Origin of the sequence: Streptomyces sp. NPDC126503, assembly GCF_040302405.1 — a bacterium.
Lineage (GTDB): Bacteria > Actinomycetota > Actinomycetes > Streptomycetales > Streptomycetaceae > Streptomyces > Streptomyces gulbargensis.
In genome coordinates this window covers 284,254-303,559 of the sequence record NZ_JBEORS010000001.1, presented here as the reverse complement: position 1 = coordinate 303,559, position 19,306 = coordinate 284,254, and the positions used below count along the sequence as shown (strand labels likewise).

16 protein-coding genes are annotated in these 19,306 nt (G+C 72.2%); 12 read left to right on the top strand and 4 right to left on the bottom strand.

The annotated features are described in order from the left end of the window. Positions 1-213: 213 nt before the first annotated feature. From rplU to galE, 5 genes are all read left to right on the top strand, one after another. Positions 214-534: a 50S ribosomal protein L21 gene (gene rplU / locus ABTY40_RS01520; protein WP_156694430.1), complete on the top strand. Its 321-nt coding sequence runs from the start codon at positions 214-216 to the stop codon at positions 532-534. A 14-nt stretch (positions 535-548) separates the two neighbouring features. After that, complete coding sequence (gene rpmA / locus ABTY40_RS01515) at positions 549-803, top strand: 50S ribosomal protein L27 (protein ID WP_010041940.1); 255 nt, start codon at positions 549-551, stop codon at positions 801-803. 109 nt (positions 804-912) lie between these two features. Beyond that, a complete protein-coding gene (obgE, locus tag ABTY40_RS01510) occupies positions 913-2,352 on the top strand; it encodes a GTPase ObgE (protein ID WP_352057647.1) in 1,440 nt (479 codons plus the stop codon). Positions 2,353-2,441: 89 nt separating this feature from the next. After that, on the top strand, positions 2,442-4,100 hold the full coding sequence (locus tag ABTY40_RS01505; RefSeq protein ID WP_352057646.1) for a glycosyltransferase family 2 protein: 1,659 nt from the start codon (positions 2,442-2,444) through the stop codon (positions 4,098-4,100). A gap of 16 nt (positions 4,101-4,116) precedes the next feature. Next, the gene (gene galE / locus ABTY40_RS01500) at positions 4,117-5,103 is read left to right on the top strand and encodes a UDP-glucose 4-epimerase GalE (RefSeq protein WP_345283239.1); all 987 of its coding nucleotides are present in this window, start codon (positions 4,117-4,119) and stop codon (positions 5,101-5,103) included. Positions 5,104-5,208: 105 nt separating this feature from the next. Here the strand turns inward: galE and ABTY40_RS01495 are convergent, their stop codons facing one another. From ABTY40_RS01495 to ABTY40_RS01485, 3 genes are all read right to left on the bottom strand, one after another. Continuing rightward, positions 5,209-6,315: a glycosyltransferase gene (locus tag ABTY40_RS01495; RefSeq protein ID WP_352057840.1), complete on the bottom strand. Its 1,107-nt coding sequence runs from the start codon at positions 6,313-6,315 to the stop codon at positions 5,209-5,211. 62 nt (positions 6,316-6,377) lie between these two features. After that, positions 6,378-9,248: a bifunctional glycosyltransferase/CDP-glycerol:glycerophosphate glycerophosphotransferase gene (locus ABTY40_RS01490; protein WP_352057645.1), complete on the bottom strand. Its 2,871-nt coding sequence runs from the start codon at positions 9,246-9,248 to the stop codon at positions 6,378-6,380. A 326-nt stretch (positions 9,249-9,574) separates the two neighbouring features. Further along, positions 9,575-11,239: a hypothetical protein gene (locus ABTY40_RS01485; RefSeq protein ID WP_352057644.1), complete on the bottom strand. Its 1,665-nt coding sequence runs from the start codon at positions 11,237-11,239 to the stop codon at positions 9,575-9,577. Positions 11,240-11,478: 239 nt separating this feature from the next. Between ABTY40_RS01485 and ABTY40_RS01480 the strand changes: the two genes are divergently transcribed. From ABTY40_RS01480 to ABTY40_RS01450, 7 genes are all read left to right on the top strand, one after another. Further along, the gene (locus ABTY40_RS01480; protein WP_352057643.1) at positions 11,479-12,477 is read left to right on the top strand and encodes a glycosyltransferase family 2 protein; all 999 of its coding nucleotides are present in this window, start codon (positions 11,479-11,481) and stop codon (positions 12,475-12,477) included. 131 nt (positions 12,478-12,608) lie between these two features. After that, entirely contained in the window at positions 12,609-13,034 is a 426-nt protein-coding gene (locus ABTY40_RS01475) for a GtrA family protein (protein ID WP_352057839.1), read from the top strand. A 113-nt stretch (positions 13,035-13,147) separates the two neighbouring features. Beyond that, complete coding sequence (gene proB / locus ABTY40_RS01470; protein WP_345283743.1) at positions 13,148-14,251, top strand: glutamate 5-kinase; 1,104 nt, start codon at positions 13,148-13,150, stop codon at positions 14,249-14,251. Between the two features lie 187 nt (positions 14,252-14,438). Further along, positions 14,439-14,948 carry a DUF8830 family protein gene (locus tag ABTY40_RS01465; RefSeq protein WP_352057642.1) on the top strand — a complete coding sequence of 170 codons (510 nt, stop codon included), beginning with the start codon at positions 14,439-14,441 and terminating at the stop codon, positions 14,946-14,948. A 93-nt stretch (positions 14,949-15,041) separates the two neighbouring features. Then, positions 15,042-16,325: a glutamate-5-semialdehyde dehydrogenase gene (locus ABTY40_RS01460; RefSeq protein ID WP_352057641.1), complete on the top strand. Its 1,284-nt coding sequence runs from the start codon at positions 15,042-15,044 to the stop codon at positions 16,323-16,325. Between the two features lie 76 nt (positions 16,326-16,401). After that, positions 16,402-17,031, top strand: a complete 630-nt coding sequence (locus ABTY40_RS01455; protein ID WP_352057640.1) for an SCO2584 family spore wall biosynthesis protein — start codon at positions 16,402-16,404, stop codon at positions 17,029-17,031. 82 nt (positions 17,032-17,113) lie between these two features. Continuing rightward, a complete protein-coding gene (locus ABTY40_RS01450; protein ID WP_352057639.1) occupies positions 17,114-18,202 on the top strand; it encodes an SCO2583 family membrane protein in 1,089 nt (362 codons plus the stop codon). Here the strand turns inward: ABTY40_RS01450 and ABTY40_RS01445 are convergent. Next, positions 18,187-19,305: a M48 family metallopeptidase gene (locus tag ABTY40_RS01445; RefSeq protein WP_352057638.1), complete on the bottom strand. Its 1,119-nt coding sequence runs from the start codon at positions 19,303-19,305 to the stop codon at positions 18,187-18,189. The two genes, ABTY40_RS01450 and ABTY40_RS01445, sit on opposite strands and share 16 nt — an antisense overlap. Position 19,306: the final 1 nt, after the last annotated feature.

The following is a 19,306-nucleotide window of genomic DNA, read 5'->3' as shown; positions in this document are numbered from 1 at the left end:
CGGTCCGCACCCGGTCGGGCGAATTTGACCCCCCGCGTCAGCCGCCCGTACCCTAGGTCGTCGGCGTGTCTGAAGGCGCGCCGCACCTCTGAGCACCTTCCTCCCGCTCGTCGGGAGAGGCCGCTCGTCCGATCCCGGATCATCACGGACCCCTCGGGGACCGTGTGGGTGGCTGGCGTCAGAGGTTCCATCGCGAGTGAGAGAGAGATCCGCGTGTACGCCATCGTGCGCAGCGGTGGTCGCCAGCACAAGGTTGCTGTCGGCGACATCGTTGAGGTTGACAAGATTTCCACTGCCAAGGTTGGCGACACGGTCGAGCTCTCGACCCTGCTCGTTGTCGACGGCGACGCTGTGACCAGCGACCCGTGGGTCCTGGCCGGCATCAAGGTCACGGCCGAGGTCGTGGACCACCACAAGGGCGCCAAGATCGACATCCTGCGCTACAAGAACAAGACCGGCTACCGCCGTCGCCAGGGTCACCGTCAGCAGTACACGGCGATCAAGGTCACCGCGATCCCGACGGCCGCGAAGTAAAGAGGGACTGAGCAATGGCACACAAGAAGGGCGCATCGTCCACCCGGAACGGTCGCGACTCCAACGCCCAGCGGCTCGGCGTGAAGCGCTTCGGCGGTCAGGTCGTCAACGCGGGTGAGATCCTGGTCCGCCAGCGCGGCACCCACTTCCACCCGGGCGCGGGCGTCGGCCGTGGCGGCGACGACACGCTGTTCGCCCTGCAGGCCGGTTCGGTGCAGTTCGGCACCCACCGTGGCCGCAAGGTCGTGAACATCGTTCCGGTCGCCTGATCGGATCTTTGCGGAGGCGGACCTCACTTCCCTCACGGGAAGCGGGTCCGCCTTTCGCGTGTTACTAGAGAGACATTCCCCCCGTTTTACGCATCTGGAGGCACAGAACATGACCACCTTCGTGGACCGCGTCGAGCTGCACGTCGCCGCGGGTAACGGAGGCCACGGCTGCGCCTCCGTCCATCGCGAGAAGTTCAAGCCGCTCGGCGGGCCCGACGGCGGCAACGGCGGACGCGGCGGTGACGTGATCCTGGTCGTCGACCAGTCGGTCACCACCCTCCTCGAGTACCACCACTCGCCGCACCGCAAGGCCACCAACGGCCAGCCCGGCGCCGGCGACAACCGCTCCGGCAAGGACGGCCAGGACCTGGTCCTGACCGTGCCCGACGGCACCGTCGTCCTCGACAAGCAGGGCAACGTCCTCGCGGACCTGGTCGGTCAGGGCACCACCTTCGTCGCGGGCCAGGGCGGTCGCGGCGGCCTCGGCAACGCGGCGCTGTCCTCCGCGCGCCGCAAGGCCCCCGGCTTCGCGCTCCTCGGCGAGCCCGGTGAGGCGCGGGACATCGTCCTGGAGCTCAAGACCGTCGCCGACGTCGCCCTCGTCGGCTACCCGAGCGCCGGCAAGTCCTCGCTCATCTCCGTCCTGTCGGCCGCCAAGCCGAAGATCGCGGACTACCCCTTCACCACCCTCGTCCCGAACCTGGGCGTCGTCACCGCCGGCTCGACCGTCTACACCATCGCCGACGTGCCGGGTCTCATCCCGGGCGCCAGCCAGGGCCGTGGCCTCGGCCTGGAGTTCCTCCGCCACGTCGAGCGCTGCTCGGTCCTCGTCCACGTCCTGGACACGGCGACCCTGGAGTCCGACCGCGACCCGGTGACCGACCTCGATGTGATCGAGGAGGAGCTGCGGCAGTACGGCGGCCTGGAGAACCGGCCCCGGATCGTCGTCCTCAACAAGATCGACATCCCGGACGGCCAGGACCTCGCGGACATGATCCGCCCCGACCTGGAGAAGCGCGGCTACCGCGTCTTCGAGGTCTCCGCGGTCGCCCGCACCGGCCTGAAGGAGCTCTCCTTCGCCCTCGCCGGCATTGTCGCCGAGGCCCGCGCCGCCAAGCCGAAGGAGGAGGCGACCCGCGTCGTCATCCGCCCGAAGGCCGTGGACGACTCCGGCTTCACCGTCACGTACGACGAGACCGAGGACGTCTACCGGGTGCGCGGCGAGAAGCCCGAGCGCTGGGTCCGCCAGACCGACTTCAACAACGACGAGGCCGTCGGCTACCTGGCCGACCGGCTCAACCGCCTCGGTGTCGAGGACGCGTTGATGAAGGCCGGTGCCCGCGCCGGCGACGGCGTCGCGATCGGTTCCGAGGAGAACGCGGTCGTCTTCGACTGGGAGCCCAGCATGACGGCCGGCGCCGAGATGCTCGGCCGCCGCGGCGAGGACCACCGCATGGAGGCCCCGCGCCCGGCGGCGCAGCGCCGCCGCGACCGGCAGGCGGAGCGCGACGAGGCCGACCGCGAGTTCAACGAGTTCAACCCCTTCTAGAAGGGACGCCGGGGCCGCTCCCCGGTCGCGCTCCGGAGCCCTCCTCCGCCCCGTCGGGGGTGGTGGGGGGCTCCCGTAGGATCCCTGCTGTGAGCAGCGTCTTCCCGTCCGAGCAGACCACCGGCAGCACCGCGTCCGAGCCGACCGCGGGCAAGGTGAGCGTCGTCGTCATCGCCTACGACGACGAGGCGCTCGTCGCCGAGGCGATCAGGTCCGCGCTCGACCAGGGCCCGGTCGTGGCCGAGGTCGTCGCGGTCGACGACCGCTCCGGGGACGGGACGGGCCGCGTCCTCGACGAGCTCGCCGCCCGCCACCCGAAGGTACGGGTGATCCACCGCACCGAGAACAGCGGCGGCTGCGGCACCCCCCGCAACGACGGCGTACGGGCCGCCACCGCCCCGTACGTCATGTTCCTCGACAGCGACGACGTCCTGCCCGCCGGCGCCGCCGAGGCGCTGGTCGCCGCCGCCGAGCGGCACCGCACCCCGGTGGCCGTCGGCGTCTGCGTCCGGCGCGAGCTGCCCGAGGGCCGGGACGTCCGCTGGCAGCCGGCGCTCTACCGGGAGCCCGCCGTCCTGGAGACCGCCGAGCAGCTGCGGCCCCTGCTCCACGACACCCTGTGCGTGAACAAGGTCTACGACCGGAGCTTCCTCGCCGAGCACGACATCCGCTTCCCCGACGGCCGGTTCGTGTACGAGGACTTCCTCTTCACCGCCCGCGTGTACGCCGCCGCGCCACGGGTCGCCGTCGTCCCCGACACCGTGTACGTGTGGCACGTGCGCCGGGCCGCCGCCCGCCTGTCGATCTCCCTGGACCGCGAGGGCGTCACCAACTGGCAGGCCCGGATCGCCGCCCACCGCGCCGCCGTGGAGACCCTCGCGAAGGCCGGGCAGCCGGGTCTCGCCGCCGCCTGCCGCACCAAGTTCCTCGAACACGACCTGCGCATGTACGCCCGCGACCTGAGGCAGCGGGACGCGGACCACCGTGCCGCGTGGTGGGACCTCACCCGGGACCACCTCGCGGACTTCACGGAGGCGGAGATCGCCGCCGCGAGCGCGCCCGCCCGCTGGATCGCCCGGTTCCTGCTCGCCGCGCCGGAGCCGCGCGACCTCCCGCGCCTTTCCCGGCTGGCCGCCGGCCCGGCCCGGCTCCTGCCGCCGTACGCGGGGACCCGTACCGCCGCCGTCTGGTCCGAGGACCTGCCGGGGGCGGAGCTCGACGGCATGGACACGCTGCCCCTGGACGAGCTGCCGCTGCTCGTCGACGCCACTCTGCGGACCACCGGCGGCGGCGAACTGGCCCTGACCGTCCGGGACCTGTACGGGCGGCTCGCCGAGGCCGTGCCCCGTACCGCAGAGGTGTCGTTCCTCCCGCGCGAGGGCGGCGGCCCGGCCCGTACCGCACACGCCGTCCTGGCCCCGGGGGAGGGCGGCTGGACCGCCCGGGTGCCCGCCCCGCTCACCGCGCTGGCCAGGACCGGTCGCCGGCGCGGCCGCCGGGGCACGCAGCTGTGGGACTTCGGGGTCACCGTGACGTGCGCCGACGGGACCTCCTTCACCAGCGCGCTGCGGCTGCCGGACGGCTCCCAGCGTCGTTCGGTCCTTCCGAGCAGCCGGTACGGTGTACTCCTGGTGCAGCAGTACGTCACGGCCAACGGGTCGCTGGCCGTACGGCTCGCACCGGGAGCACGAGACGGGCTCCGGGCGGTCAGGGCCCGGCTCCGTCGGCTCTCGCGCAGTTCTCAGTGAAAGGGTTTGGGGCGCTATGACTTATCTGATCACCGGCGGCGCCGGTTACATCGGCTCGCACGTGGTCCGCGCCATGACGCAGGCGGGCGAGCGGGTCGTCGTCCTCGACGACCTGTCCACGGGCTACGCGGAGCGGGTGCCGGAGGGCGTACCGCTGGTGGTCGGGTCGACGCTCGACCGCGAGGTCCTGGACCGGACGATCGCCGAGCACGGGGTGACGGGCGTCGTCCACCTCGCGGCCAAGAAGCAGGTCGGCGAGTCCGTGGAGCTGCCGCTCCACTACTACCGCGAGAACGTCATCGGCCTCACCGTCCTCCTGGAGGCGGTCGCCGCCGCGGGCGTGCGCAACTTCCTCTTCTCGTCCTCGGCCGCCGTCTACGGCATGCCGGACGTGGACCTCGTCACCGAGGAGACCCCCTGCCTGCCGCTGAGCCCGTACGGCGAGACCAAGCTCGCGGGCGAGTGGCTGGTCCGCGCGGCGGGCAAGGCCCACGGCATCTCCACCGCCTGCCTGCGCTACTTCAACGTGGCCGGCGCGGCCACCCCCGAGCTGGCCGACACGGGCGTCTTCAACCTGGTCCCGATGGTCTTCGAGCGCCTGGACGCGGGCGAGTCCCCGCGGATCTTCGGTGACGACTACGACACCCCCGACGGCACCTGCATCCGCGACTACATCCACGTCGAGGACCTGGCCGACGCCCACCTCGTCGCCGCGCGCAAGCTGGCGGAGTGGGCCGAGGCGGGCGAGCCGCGCGACCTGACGGTCAACATCGGCCGTGGCGAGGGCGTCTCCGTCACCGAGATGGTCGGCCTGATCAACGAGATCACCGGCCACACGACCGAGCCCGTCGTCACCCCGCGCCGCCCCGGTGACCCGGCCCGGGTCGTCGCCTCCGCCGACCGCATCGCGGCGGAGCTGGGCTGGAAGGCCCGCCACGACGTGCGCGACATGATCAGCTCGGCCTGGGCCGGCTGGGTCGCGCGCCGCGGCGCCACCGTCTGAGCGCACTGTCGGACCGGCGCGGTTTCCGCGCGGGAACACGGGAACGGGCCGGGGAGAGGATCTCCCCGGCCCGTTCCCGTACGCCGTGCCCGCCGGCGAGCGCCGTCAGCGCTCCAGGAAGGCGAACAGCGCCTCCCAGCGGTCGGTGATCTCGTCCGCCGCGTACCGCTTCACGTTCTGGAAGGCGGCGTCGCCCATCCGGTCCCGCAGCTCCTTGTCGGAGATCAGCGTGCTGATGTGCCCGCCGAGCTCCATGGCGTTGCCGAGCCGCGCGAGCAGCCCGTCCTCGCCGTCACGGATGATCTCCCGTACACCCGGGGCGCAGTCGAACGCGGCGCAGGGCACGCCGGCCGCCATCGCCTCCAGGAGGGTGATCGGGAAGCCCTCCGCGCGGGAGGCCTGCGCGAAGACCGAGGCCTCGGAGAGCGCGCCGAGCACGTCGTTGGTGCGGCCCATCCACTCCACGGACCCGTCGAGCCCGAGGCTGGTCGTCCGGGCGCGCAGCGCCTGCTCCTCGTCACCGGCGCCGTAGATCCGCAGCTTCCAGTCGGGATGGCGGCCGGCGATCTCCGCCCAGCTGTCGAGCAGCATGTCGACGCCCTTCTCGTGCGAGAGGCGTCCGATGGAGGCGACGATCTTCCCGGTGCGCGGGACCGGGTTCTCGGGCATGAAGGGCAGGGCGTTCGGCATGTGGCCGACGTTGTCCATGCCGGCCCGGATCCACTGGTCCGCGTCACCGGGGGTGAGGACGAGGAGCCGGTCGACGTCCTTGTAGTAGCGCTTCACACGGGCGAGCCGGGAGGAGGCGGCGCTCGCGGCGTACGACTCGTGGCTCATGCCGATGACGACGAGGCCCTTGGTGTCGGCGAGGGAGACCCACTCCATCGCCCACACCTGGGTCACGATCACCACGGCACCGGGCCGGGCGGCGGCGAACAGCGCCGTCAGCCGGTCGGCGCGCTCGCGCATCCCGGCCGCGCGGGCGGCGTGGCGCCGCCGCTCGACCGCGTTGAGCTTGCCCTTGAGGCCGCGCAGCGGCTTCACCTGCGGCGGGTGGGCGTCGTACAGCGTGGTCGTCCCGTACGGCAGCGGCTCGGGGAACTCGTGCTGCCGGCCCTCGGGGGCGGGGGTGATGCCGACGACGTGGACGCGGTGGCCGCGGCCGGTGAACTCCCGGGCCATCTGGTGCGTCCAGGTGGTCACACCGCCCATCTCGTCCACGCTGTTGGAGACGATGAAGATGTCGCGGCCGCCGGACACGGTGGTCTGGTTGGTCACTTCCCGCTCCTGGTGAAGAACTTGGCGACGATCTGACGGGCCGCGTCGCCCCGGTCGTACTCGCTGAACTCTGCGTTGAACCGCTGGCGCGCCGCCGCGTACTTGGTGTCGGCCTCGTCCTTGAAGTTGGCGATCACTCCGAAGAGTTCCTCCTCCGTGGCCACGACCGGGCCCGGGGCGCGCTCCTTCAGGTCGAAGTAGGTGCCGCGGTTCTCCTTGGCGTACTCGTCGTAGTCGTACGTGAAGAAGATCATCGGCCGGTCGAGCAGCCCGTAGTCGAACATCACGGAGGAGTAGTCCGTGATCAGTCCGTCCGCGAGGGCCAGCAGCGGCGTGATGTCGTGCAGCCGCGACACGTCGACGATCCGGCCGCGGACCGACGGCGGCAGCGACACGCTGTTCAGGTAGTGGGTCCGGATGAGCAGCGTGTGGGTGTCGCCGAAGCGCTCCGCGAACTCCTCCAGGTCGAAGGGGGGCTGGAAGGCCCGCACCTTGCCGCCGGGGGCCGCGCGGAAGGTCGGCGCGTACAGCAGCACCTTCTTGTCCGGGTCCAGGCCCAGCTCCTCCGCGAGCGGACCGCGCTCGCGCCGGCCGCTCTCGGCCTCGGCGCGGCGGGCGGCGGCCAGCTCGTCGTTGCGCGGGTAGCCGACGGGCAGCAGGACCTCGTCGCGGAGCCGGAAGCCCTTCGCGAGGGTGCGCCGGTCGTGCTCACCGCGGATGAGGAAGTGGTCGAACCGGTCCAGGGCGCGCTGGAAGGACTCCTGCGCGGCCAGGCCGCGGGCCTTGGTGTTGGGCTCGTCGAAGCCCATCCGCTTCAGGGCCGTGCCGTGCCAGGTCTGGATGTAGGTGGTGCCGGGGCGCTTGGTGAGGCGCAGCGGGAAGCCCTGGTTGTCGATCCAGAACTCCGCCTGGGCCAGCGCCCGCAGGTACTGCCAGCTCCAGCGCTTGACCAGCGTGGCGTCCTCGGGGAAGCCGGTCGGCCGGGCGCCCGCGTACGACCAGACGGCCTCGAAGGCCACGCCCTGACGGCGCATCTCCTCGTAGATGGCCTTCGGGCTGTCGCTGTACTGCTTGCCGAGGTGGCTCTCGAACACGACGAGGCCCTTGCGGATCGGCAGCTTGCTGTAGAACTCGTGGTAGACGCGCAGCTTGGTCTCGCCCGAGTGCAGGTCCTTCTTCGCCTTGAGCAGGCGGCGCAGGCTCGTCTTCGCGAACTGCGCGGTCCGCCCGTGCATGGCGCCCTCGATCACCGCCGAGGTGTGCACGGCCGCCTTGCCCTCGGCGGACAGGACGTAGGACAGGTTGCCCTTCTTGGTGATCTCCGGGACGAAACGGTCGGAGACCAGCGTGGTGAGCTTCGGGCGGACGCGCAGCGCGCGGGCGTTGTCGAGCGAGGTGCCGCCGACGGAGACCCGGGTGCGCAGGCGCTTGCCGTCGACCGTGAGGATCACCCGCACGTCCCAGACGGCGTCGATGATGCCGAGCGGGCGCACGGCGCGGGCGATGTCCGCGGTGCCCTCCCACTCGATGAACCGGCCGGCGTGGCGCAGCGAGGTCACCGGGATGTGGGCGGTCTTGCCGCCGACGCTGCGGCGGGCCGAGAACTCCAGGACGGCGCTGATCTGCGCGTCCGGGGTGATGCGGCCCAGCGGGTTGACGATCCGTCCCGCCAGCTTCACGACGCCGTCGGTGCTCTCGTACGAGGTCAGGCGGTTGCCCAGGGCGAGCGCGGTGAGCGGCCGGGTGTGGAAGCCGCGCGCGGTGACGTCCAGGATGCTGCGGCCCTGCTCGGTGTCGATGTGGCGGTCGCACCAGTAGATCCGCTCGTCCTGCTCGGCGAGCGGGACGGTGAGGCGGCCCGGGTTGGTGAGCGCCTCGGTGGCCGGGAGCAGGTTCTCCCAGTCCTCCTTGCTCAGCAGGTAGGCGCAGATCGCGTGGATCGGCTGCACTTCCTCGTAGGCCTGCGGGTCGATCTCGGCGAGGTAGCCGTTGGCCACCTCGGCGAACTCGCGGCGGTAGTCCTCGCCGAGCAGCGGCAGGTCGCGCAGGTGGAGGACGAGGTCGTGCTTGAGGAACTTGATGTCCTTGCGGTACTTGAGCTCGTCGTAGCCCTTGCTCTCCAGCAGGGCGTCCACGCGGCGGTGGATCTCCATCCGGTGGACGAAGTTGGCGATCTCGTGGCGCCGGTTGCTGATGGACTTGGAGGCGGCGCTCTCCTGCACGTTCCAGAAGTAGACCGTGTTGGGGATGAGCGTGATCCGGCGGGCGGCGACGTAGGCCTGCGCCGAGAACAGCAGGTCCTCGTAGTGGATGCCGACCGGGAACTCCAGGCCGTTCTCCAGCAGGAAGTCGCGGCGGTAGCACTTGTTCGTCGACAGGGTGTCGAACGTCAGCAGGTCCGAGAGCTCGGTGATCGACTCGATCGTCCGGGTCTTGGAGTAGAGCCACGGGTACCAGGCGGTCTTCTTCTGGTTGCGGCTGTCCAGGTGCACGCGGACGCACAGGCCGGAGACGATGTCGGAGCCGGTGCTCTCGGCGGCGTCCAGCATGTTGCGGCAGGCGTTGCGTTCCAGTACGTCGTCGCTGTCGAGGAACATGACGTAGGCGCCGGAGCACTGCTGGATGCCGTAGTTGCGGGGCGCGCCGCAGCCGCCGCTGTTCTGCGGCAGCTGGAAGGCCCGCACCCGGTCCGGGTGCGCGGCGGCGAGCGCCTGGGCGACCTCGAAGGTGCTGTCCTTGCTGCAGTCGTCGACGATCACGACCTCGACGCCGTGCAGAGTCTGATCCAGGACCGACTGAACGGCCGTCGGGAGACGCTCTGCGTCGTTGTAGGCGATGACGACCACGGAGACGTCAGGCACTTGCACCTCGATCCACTTGTCTTTCCTCCAGACACACCCAAGCTACCTGGTGTTCCCCAGCTGGTTTGCCGCGCCTTTCGCCCGGGCGGCGAGCGCCGTGTCCCGATCGTGACGGAGCGAGCGGCGCTCTCGACACAACCATTGCCCGGCGCCGTAAGTCGCCCTTAGGGGCGCCACCTCGCGACGGGCGCAGGTTCTCGGCACATGTGCCGAGAACCTACCCCAAACCCTGTTACGTCCGGTCCGGGTGTGTGAGGGGGAACACACCGCTGGAAGGGATTTGCCACCGCCGGAATTGGGCAAAGGGGGCACCCGGCCCGGCCGTGGTCCGGTCAGCCGCGCCGCAGCCGGTCCACGCCGTAGTACGTGGCGGCGCACCGGGCGGCCCAGTCGCGCGCGTACACCTCGGTGAAGAACGGCTCCGCGAGCCCGCCGATGAGCAGCGGGCGGTACGTGGCCTCGGTGGCGCCGTCCGCGACGCCGGCCCGGATCCGGGTGTTCTGCCGGTCCCAGGCCACGCTGCGGGACACGGTCTGGGTGGCCGTCGTGCGCACCGTGGGCACCAGGGCGGCCAGACTCGCGGCCGTGAGGCTCCCGGCGAGGACGAGGACGGTGAGACGTACGGCACGGTCGCGGCGGGCGCGGGGGATTCCGGGGGCCCGCGGGGCGGAAGCCTCCGGGGCCTGCTCCGGGCCGGGGCTCACGGCGGTGCGGGCGGCCGGGCCGAAGCGGCGCCCGAGGGTGTGGCCGAGCCACGCCCCGTACGCGCCGAGCGTGAGCAGGAAGGGGACGAGGAAGCTGGTCCAGGTCCGCGCGTACGTCCACCCCGTCGGCCCGTACCCGCTGCGCAGCCCGTACGCCGCCACCAGGCTCGCCAGCGCGATCAGCGGCACCGGCAGCACCGCGAGCAGCCACAGCGGCGGCCGTGCCGTGCCGCCCGGCCGCTTCCGGGGGCCGCGGTCGCCGGCCGCGAGCGCCACCGCGAGGCCCAGGAGCACCCCGGCGGCCAGCGCCCCCGCGTACGCCCACTGGCCGCCGATCGTCTCCCAGATCCGCAGCCAGTCCCGGACCGTCTCGCCGATTTCCCCGGCCGTCAGAGGCTTCTCCGGCTGCTGGGCGCGCCGCCACCGGGCGCCGGGCGAGGTGGTGAGCAGCACCAGACCGATGCCGAGCCCCAGGCACCAGGCCGTGCACCAGGTCGTCGCGTACCGGTCGCGCGCCCGGCCCAGGCCGGGCAGGCAGAGCAGGCCGACCACCGCCGCGGCCGTCCCCGCCGTCGCCACGAAGGGCTCGCTGAGCATGCCGGCCGCCACCCCGACCAGCAGCGCGCCCGCCACGGCCGCGCCGCGCGCCCGACGCCGGCCGCGCGCCGCCCGTACGGCCCAGATCACCGCCCAGACACCCAGCACGCTCGGCACGGTGTGGGACAGCGTGGCCGGCGCCCACAGCAGGGCCTGGTACGGGCGCGTGCCGGCGAAGAACAGCAGTGCCTCGAGGACCGTCACCGCCGCCGCGAGCGCGACCGCCGGCACCGGCAGGCGCAGGGCGCGCAGCGCCTCACGGGCGAGGAGGAAGAGGCCCGCGCCGAGCGTGACCACGAGGAGGGCGGGCAGCAGTTTGGGGCCCGTCATGTCGTCGGCGTACAGGACACCGGTCAGGAAGGCGTTGGTCACCCGCCCGTTCTGCGTGCGGTAGAAGTCCGCCGTGATGCCGAGGACGCCCAGGTCCCGTGCCTTCCAGAGGGCGCACCAGTCGTCGGAGACCGGACGTACGTACAGGCCGAGGAAGGCGCCGACCGAGAGCAGCGCCCCGGCGCCCGCCATCGTGACGAGTCCGGCCCCGGCCGCCGCGCGCCGCAGCAGGCCCTCGCGGGCGCCGTTCCTTTCCGGCCGTCCGGCCGTGACTCCGCCCTCTTCCGGGCCGTCGCCTGTACCGTCCTGTGAACGGTCCGGCGGTGTGTGCGCGCCGTCGTTCTCCGGGAAGGTCGTCCTGCTCACCGGTCATCGCTCCTGCGGCCAAGGTCGCCTCTACGGGTGACAAATGGGTGAAAATGGCATGCGGCTCACTATCTGCCCCGCATGCTTTGCTCCGTGGACGACATGCCGACCGTGAGCGGTCACTCGCGCGATGCGCGCCGGTCACCCACGCGCCGTACCGTGACCGGGCTGCTCGAAGGAGAGTTCGGTGGCGGTCCCTCAGGACGTACTCTCGCTCGGCCCTCTGGAGTGACCGTTCAATGACCAGGCTTTCCGTCGTCGTCCCCTGTTACAACGAGGAAGACGTCATCGAGCGATTCGACACACGTATGCGAGAGGTACTCGACGGCCTCCCGGTCGGCTACGAGATCTGTTACGTGGACGACGGCAGCTCCGACGGAACCCTCGAGCGGCTGCGCGCCATCGCCGCCCGGCACCCGCACCGCACCCAGTACGCCTCCTTCAGCCGCAACTTCGGCAAGGAGGCCGCCATGCTGGCCGGCCTGCGCAAATCCAGCGGCGACGCCGTCGTCATCATGGACGCCGACCTCCAGCACCCGCCCGAGCTCCTCGGCCGCATGCTCGACCTCCACCACCAGGGGTACGACCAGGTGATGGCGCGGCGCACCCGGGACGGGGACAAGAAAATGCGTTCGGCGCTCAGCCGTCTGTACTACCGGGCCGTGAACCGCTGGGTCGACGTCGAACTCACCGACGGGGTCGGCGACTTCCGCCTGCTGTCCCGGCCAGCCGTCGACGCCCTGCTCTCCCTGCCCGAGTACAACCGCTTCTCCAAGGGCCTCTTCTCCTGGATCGGCTTCGACACCGTCACCTTCGACTACCAGAACGCCGCCCGGGAGGCCGGTGAGACGAAGTGGAAGTTCGGCTCCCTGCTCAACTACGGCATGGACGGGCTGATCTCCTTCAACAACCGGCCGCTGCGCATCGCGCTCTGGCTCGGTCTCATGCTGAGCGGGCTGGCCGCCCTGTACGCGGTCTGGATCACCGTCACCGCCCTCTTCCAGGGCGTCACCGCGCCCGGTTACGTCACCCTCGTCGCGATCGTCGTCGGCCTCGGGGGAGTGCAGATGGTGATGCTCGGCCTCATCGGCGAGTACATCGGGCGCATCTACTACGAGACCAAGCGCCGGCCGCACTTCCTGGTGAAGGAGACCCACCGCTCCTTCGGCCGCGCCGCGGCCGAACAGGCCGCCGCCGAGCGGATCCGCGTCACCTCGGCCGAGCGGGACCACCGGTGAGGCGCGGGGGAGCGGCACCGGGGGCGTCCGAGGCGTCCGGGGACGGGCGGTCCGGAGACGGGCGGTCCGAGGGCGGGCGGTCCGGGGCCGGGGAGCGGCGGGGTGGCGGGCGGCGCGCGCGGCTCGCCGAGATAGTCCGCTTCGCGCTCGTCGGCGGGGTCAACACCGGCACCTTCTTCGGCTGCTACCTGCTGCTCCACCCCTGGATGCCGTACTTCGCCGCGTACACCCTCGCCTTCGTCCTCAGCATGGTCGGCTCCTTCTTCCTCAACACCTACTTCACCTACCGCACCCGCCCCACCTGGAAGAAGTTCGCCCTCTTCCCCCTCACCAACGTCACCAACTACCTGGTGCAGAGCGTCGGCCTGTACGCCCTGGTCACCTGGGCCGGAATGGACGACAGGATCGCGCCACTCGTCGCCGCCGTCGTCGCGATCCCCTTCACCTACCTCATCTCCCAGCGGATCCTCGTGCCCCGCCGGTCCGGCGACGACGGCCCGGAGCCGCCCGGTCCAGGGAACGGAATGGACGAGCGGCAGCCCTCCCGACTCGCGTAGATTGCCTGGCAGCCGCGGCCCCGGGAGCGCGCGGCGCGTGGGACGGCCGAGTGAGGACGACGCAGGTGGCGACGCAGGTGACGACGGTGGAGACGGACGCGGCGAGGCAGTACGTGACGGAGGCCCGGAGGATCGTCGTCAAGGTCGGCTCCTCCTCCCTCACCACGGCCTCCGGAGGGCTCGACGCCGACCGCGTGGACGCCCTCGTCGACGTGCTCGCCAAGGTCCGCAGCGGCGGCGAGAAGGAGATCGTCCTCGTCTCCTCCGGTGCCATCGCCGCCGGCCTCGCGCCGCTCGGCCTGACCCGGCGGCCCAAGGACCTCGCCCGGCAGCAGGCCGCGGCCAGCGTCGGACAGGGCCTCCTGGTCGCCCGGTACACCGCCTCCTTCGCCCGGTACGGGGTCCGCGTCGGCCAGGTCCTGCTGACCACCGACGACACCAGCCGCCGCGCCCACTACCGCAACGCCTACCGGACCCTCGACCAGCTCCTCGCCATGGGCGCGCTGCCGGTCGTCAACGAGAACGACACCGTCGCCACGGACGAGATCCGCTTCGGCGACAACGACCGGCTCGCCGCCCTCGTCGCCCACCTCGTCCGCGCCGACCTCCTGGTCCTGCTCTCCGACGTCGACGGGCTCTACGACGGCGACCCCTCCAAGCCCGGTACGGCACGGATCGCCGAGGTCACCGGACCCGAGGACATCGCGCACGTGGAGATCGGCTCCGCCGGCAAGGCGGGGGTCGGTACCGGCGGCATGGTCACCAAGGTCGAGGCCGCCCGGATCGCCGCCGCCGCCGGGATCCCGGTCGTCCTCACCTCCGCCAGCCGCGCCGCCGACGCCCTCGCGGGCCGCGACACCGGCACGTACTTCCACCGCACCGGCCGCCGCTCCGCCGACCGGCTGCTCTGGCTCGCCCACGCCTCCACCCCCCAGGGCTCCCTCACCCTCGACGACGGGGCCGTCCGTGCCGTCGTCGAGGGCAAGAAGTCCCTGCTCGCGGCGGGCGTCGCGGCCGTCGAGGGCGACTTCGTGGCCGGTGACCCGGTCGAGCTGCGCGACACCGGGGGACGGGCCGTGGCCCGCGGGCTCGTCAACTTCGACGCCAAGGAGATCCCCCGGATGACGGGCCGCTCCACGCACGAGCTGGCCAGGGAACTGGGCCCGGAGTACGCGCGCGAGGTCGTCCACCGGGACGACCTCGTGGTCCTGGCCTGAGCGGACGCGGCCGGAAATCGCGGCGGAAGCGCTTGCGAAACCCCCTCCGAAACGGCTGAAAGTCCTGCCATCCGGAAGGCACGTTCACCAAAACCGCCCCATCAACCGCCGCGGACTGGTCAACTTTGTCTCGGGGGTAACAGCAAGGCGGGGTACAGCACCACACGCATCACACAGGAGGCCGCCGGTGAGACGAGCGCGCCCTGGGGCACTGCCCCGCGGGACTGGCGAACGCGCCCTGACCAGTGTCGAGGCCGGAGCCGACTTCGACCAGGCACGGAACAGGGTCACGGACCGGACGACGGAAGGGACCACCGAGACACCCGCGGCACGGGCCGCCGCCGAGGAACGGCCCGTGTCCAAGCTCTGGCACATCACCCTCAGCGTCTCCGGCGTCGAGTCGCCGCTGCAGGAGGTGCGGCGGGGTCTGGAACAGCTGGCGCACGACCACCCCTTCCTGCTGACCAGCCGCTACGCCAACGACCACGCCGAGATCCGGTACTGGGAGGAGGCCCGCGACCTGCACGACGCGGCGGCCGTCGCCCTGCGCCTGTGGGGGGAGCACCGGCAGACCGCGAAGCTGCCGCCCTGGGAGATCGTCGGCCTGGAGGTCATCGACCGCGAGACCTACCACCAGCGGATCGCGGAGGGGTACGGCCCGCCGCCGGCCGCCCCGGTCGGCGTCCACCCCTACTGAGCCGCCCCGCCGGGCGCCGACGCCCGTCTCGGAGTGCGGGACGGCCGTGAGATACGTGAGGGATGTCCGCAGAGGTACCAGTACCCTGCGGACATGACCTCGCTCACGCCCCTCGACAACCTCACCCCGGTCACCCGGGCCGCCTACCGGGCCCGTGGCGCCGCCGCGCAGATCGCGCCACTCCCGCGCGCCGCCAAGGACGACGCCCTCCTGGCGATCGCGGACGCCCTGGAAGTCCGTACCGCCGAGATCGTCGAGGCCAACGCCGAGGACATCACCAAGGCCCGCGAGGCCGGCACCAGCGAGTCGATCATCGACCGCCTCACCCTCACCCCCGAGCGCGTCCGGGCCATCGCCGCCGACGTCCGCGACGTCGCCGCCCTGCCCGACCCGGTCGGTGAGGTCGTCCGGGGCTCCACCCTCCCCAACGGCATCGACCTCCGCCAGGTCCGCGTGCCCCTCGGCGTCGTCGGCATCATCTACGAGGCCCGACCCAACGTCACGGTCGACGCCGCCGCGCTCTGCCTCAAGTCCGGCAACGCGGTCCTGCTGCGCGGCTCCTCCTCCGCGTACGCCTCCAACACCGCCCTGGTGAAGGTCCTGCGCGACGCCATCGGCGGCGCCGGGCTGCCCGCCGACGCCATCCAGCTCGTGCCCGGTGAGTCCCGCGACTCGGTGCGCGAGCTGATGCGGGCCCGCGGCCTGGTCGACGTCCTCATCCCGCGCGGCGGCGCCTCCCTCATCCGCACCGTCGTGGAGGAGTCCACCGTCCCGGTCATCGAGACCGGCACCGGCAACTGCCACGTCTACGTCGACGCCCAGGCCGACCTGGACACCGCCGTCGACATCCTGATCAACTCCAAGGCCCAGCGGGTCAGCGTCTGCAACGCCGCCGAGACCCTTCTCGTCCACCAGGACATCGCCGAGGCGTTCCTGCCCCGTGCCCTGGCCGCGCTCGCCGAGGCCGGCGTCACCGTCCACGCCGACGAGCGGGTCCTCGCCCACGCAGAGGGCTCCAAGGCCACCGTCGTCCCGGCCACGCCCGAGGACTGGGAGACCGAGTACCTCTCCTACGACATCGCCGCCGCCGTCGTCGACGACCTCGACAAGGCCGTCGAGCACATCCGCATGTGGTCCTCGGGCCACACCGAGGCCATCGTCACCACCTCCCAGGCCGCGGCCCGCCGCTTCACCCAGCTGGTCGACTCCACCACGGTGGCCGTGAACGCCTCCACCCGGTTCACGGACGGCGGCCAGTTCGGCTTCGGCGCCGAGATCGGCATCTCCACCCAGAAGCTGCACGCCCGCGGCCCCATGGGCCTTCCCGAGCTGACCTCGACCAAGTACATCGTCACCGGCGACGGTCACATCCGGTAAACACCCCCTTTCGGCGGGGCGGGGAGGGTTCGCACTCTCCCTGCCCAAATCTCCCTGCCCGGGCTACGCTGAGAACGTGCCGGACGACGTGGGGGGCAGGCCGTTTCCTGACGGCCGGGACCCCGAGGACTGGGACGACCGCGGAGGCGCGGACGAGGACTTCGCCGCCGTGGTCTTCGACGAGGACTTCGTCCGGTCCGCACCCGTCCACGAGCCGACCGCCGTCGAGCGGCTCCTGGCCGCCGCCCAGGCCCGCGCCGAGGCCGAATCCGCCCGGGCCCGCGCCGGCGGCGGACACGGCGACGAGGACTACTGCGAGGACGGCTACGACCCCGGCCTCACCTACGAGCCCGACGACATCGGCGACGACGCCAGCCCCTACGGCCCGTACGGCGGCGCCCTGCGCCCCTACCGGGGCAGCGCCCGCTGGCACCGGCCCGTCGCCTGGCTCCTCGCCCTCCTGATGGGCGTCGGCATAGTCGCCCTCGCCTTCAGCGCCGTCTACCGGGGCGCCACCGCCCACCGCCAGGACCGCATCACACCCCCGGCCACCACCGGCGTCGACAAGCCGAACCCGCACCCCGCTCCGCCGGCCGCGCCCGCCCTGCACGCGCCCGGCGCGCTCCTCACCCCCTCGGCGGAACCGGCCCGCCCCGAGTACGCGGCGCCGCCGGCCTCCCCGGGATCGCACGCTCGCACCCCTTGACCGGACGCACCCTCCGCCCCCCCGGCCGAAGTACGCCCGCGCCCGGCGTTTACCGGAGCCCCGACCGACCTACCCTGAAGGTATGGCAGGGCGTGGCGACCCGCCTGAGGGGACGCCCGACGGGCTCCCCGGCGGTGGTGAGGACGAGTACCGATCCGTCGTCTTCGACGAGTCGTTCGTCCGCGCTGCCCGCCTCCAGGAGTTCTCCGCCCGGGAACGGATGGGCGAGCACGCCCAGGCCGTCCGCAGCCGGTCCCCCGGGGAGGACGGCGCCGTCGCCCGGGGCGGCGGCTCCCGCCAGGCACTCCTCCTGGTCCTGCTGATCCTCCTCGCCTTCGGTACCGCCATCTACCTGGGCGTCCGCAATCCCTACCTGCCGCCCGCCGACGAGCGGGCCGCCCCCCTGCGGACCACCGTGGTCCCGCTGGCCCCGCAGCGCACCGTCCCCGGCGGCGAACCGGCCCGGCTGTTCGCCCGCGGCCCCGCCGCCGAGCACCGCACCGGAGCGGCCGGCATCAATCTCCCCGTCGCCGGACGCACCCCCCACTTCTCGGAGAGCCAGGTCGTCACCGCCCTCGGCATCGCCAAGGACTACCTCGTCGCCTCCTCGCTGGAACCCGGCGTCCTGTCCGGCGCCACCGTCCGGCCCGCGCGGCTCCTCCTCGACCCCGACCAGCTGCCCCAGTTCGACCGGAGCGTGGAGACCCCCGCCGACGACGGCCGCCACGCCGAGGCGGGCTGGCTGGTCCGCTTCGACCCGCGGCGGGCCGTCCTCGCCGACCCCGCCGTCCGGGTCCAGGGCACCCTCCGCTTCGAGGAGACCGGCCCCGAGACCCTGGACGTCACCGCGGACCACACGTTCACCTACGCCCTGCGGGCCCCCGGCGCCCCACCGGAACGGGCCTCCCTCTTCACCGTCCAGCGGCAGACGCACTTCCGCTTCGACCGCGAGGACCTGCGCATGCACCGGACGGAACTGCTCACCAGCACCGTCCTGGCCGGCCCCCAGGCGTGCGGTGCCGGCACCACCGGCTCCCTGACACCGCTCCTGGCCGGAGCGGGCGTCCCCGAAGCGGGCAGCGCGCGGGCCACCGACCCGTACGCCACGGCCCGCCCCGCCGCCCCCTCGCTCTGCGGCGCGCTGGCGCCGGGCGCTCAGCCCTCGCCCTGACCGTCTCTGCCCGGCCCGTCCTTCTCCTCGCCGCTGCCGGAGCCGCCGTCCGCGGTCCTGCCGCCGCCCTGGCCGCCGCCGAACCGATTGCGCAGCCGGCCGCCCAGGTCGCCCGCCAGGTCCCCGGCGCCGCCCGCGATGTCCCCGACCAGCTTCATCAGCGGGTCCTTGCTGGTGCGTACCGTGTCGGCGTAGTGCCCGGCCGACTCCCGGAACGAGTCCGTGACCGAAGCGTCCTTGTCCTCGGAGCGCTTCGGGTAGTGGCCGTCCATGATCCGCTGGAAGTCACGGCTCTCCGACCACTTCTTCAGCTCCGCCGCCCGGACGGTGGTGAAGGGGTGCGAGCGCGGCAGCACGTTGAGGATCTTCAGGACGGAGTCCCGCAGGTCACCGGCCTTCTCGTACTCGTCCGCCTGGGCGAGGAACGCGTCCACGTTCATCTCGTGCAGGTGGTTGCCGCCCGCGATCTTCATCAGCCCCCGCATGGAGGCCTGCACGTCCTGCCCCACCAGGAGCCCGGCCCGGTCGGCGGACAGCTCCGACTTGCGGAACCACTCGCGCAGCGCCGTCACGATGGCCATGATCGCCACGTTGCCCAGCGGGATCCAGGCGACCTTGAGAGCCAGATTGGTGAGGAACAGCAGGACCGTGCGGTACACGGAGTGCCCCGACAGGGCGTGCCCGACCTCGTGGCCGACGACCGCCCGCATCTCCTCCTCGTCGAGGAGCTCCACCAGACCGGTGGTGAGCACGATGATCGGCTCGTCCAGGCCGATGCACATCGCGTTGGGCTTCGGGTCCTGCGTCACGTACATCGGCGGGACCTTCTCCAGGTCCAGGATGTAACAGGCGTCCCGCAGCATGTCGTTGAGGTGGCTGAACTGCGCGTCGCTCACCCGGACGGAGTCCGAGAGGAAGAGGAGCCGCAGGCTGCGCTCGGGCAGCAGCCCGCTGAGCGCCTTGAAGGCCGTGTCGAAGCCGCTGAGCTTCCGCAGCGCCACCAGCGCGGAGCGGTCGGCCGGGTGCTCGTAGGCCCGCGAGGAGATGCCGGGGAACCGCTTGCGCTGCCTGCTCGGCACGCTCCCCTGATGGTTCTCGGTCATG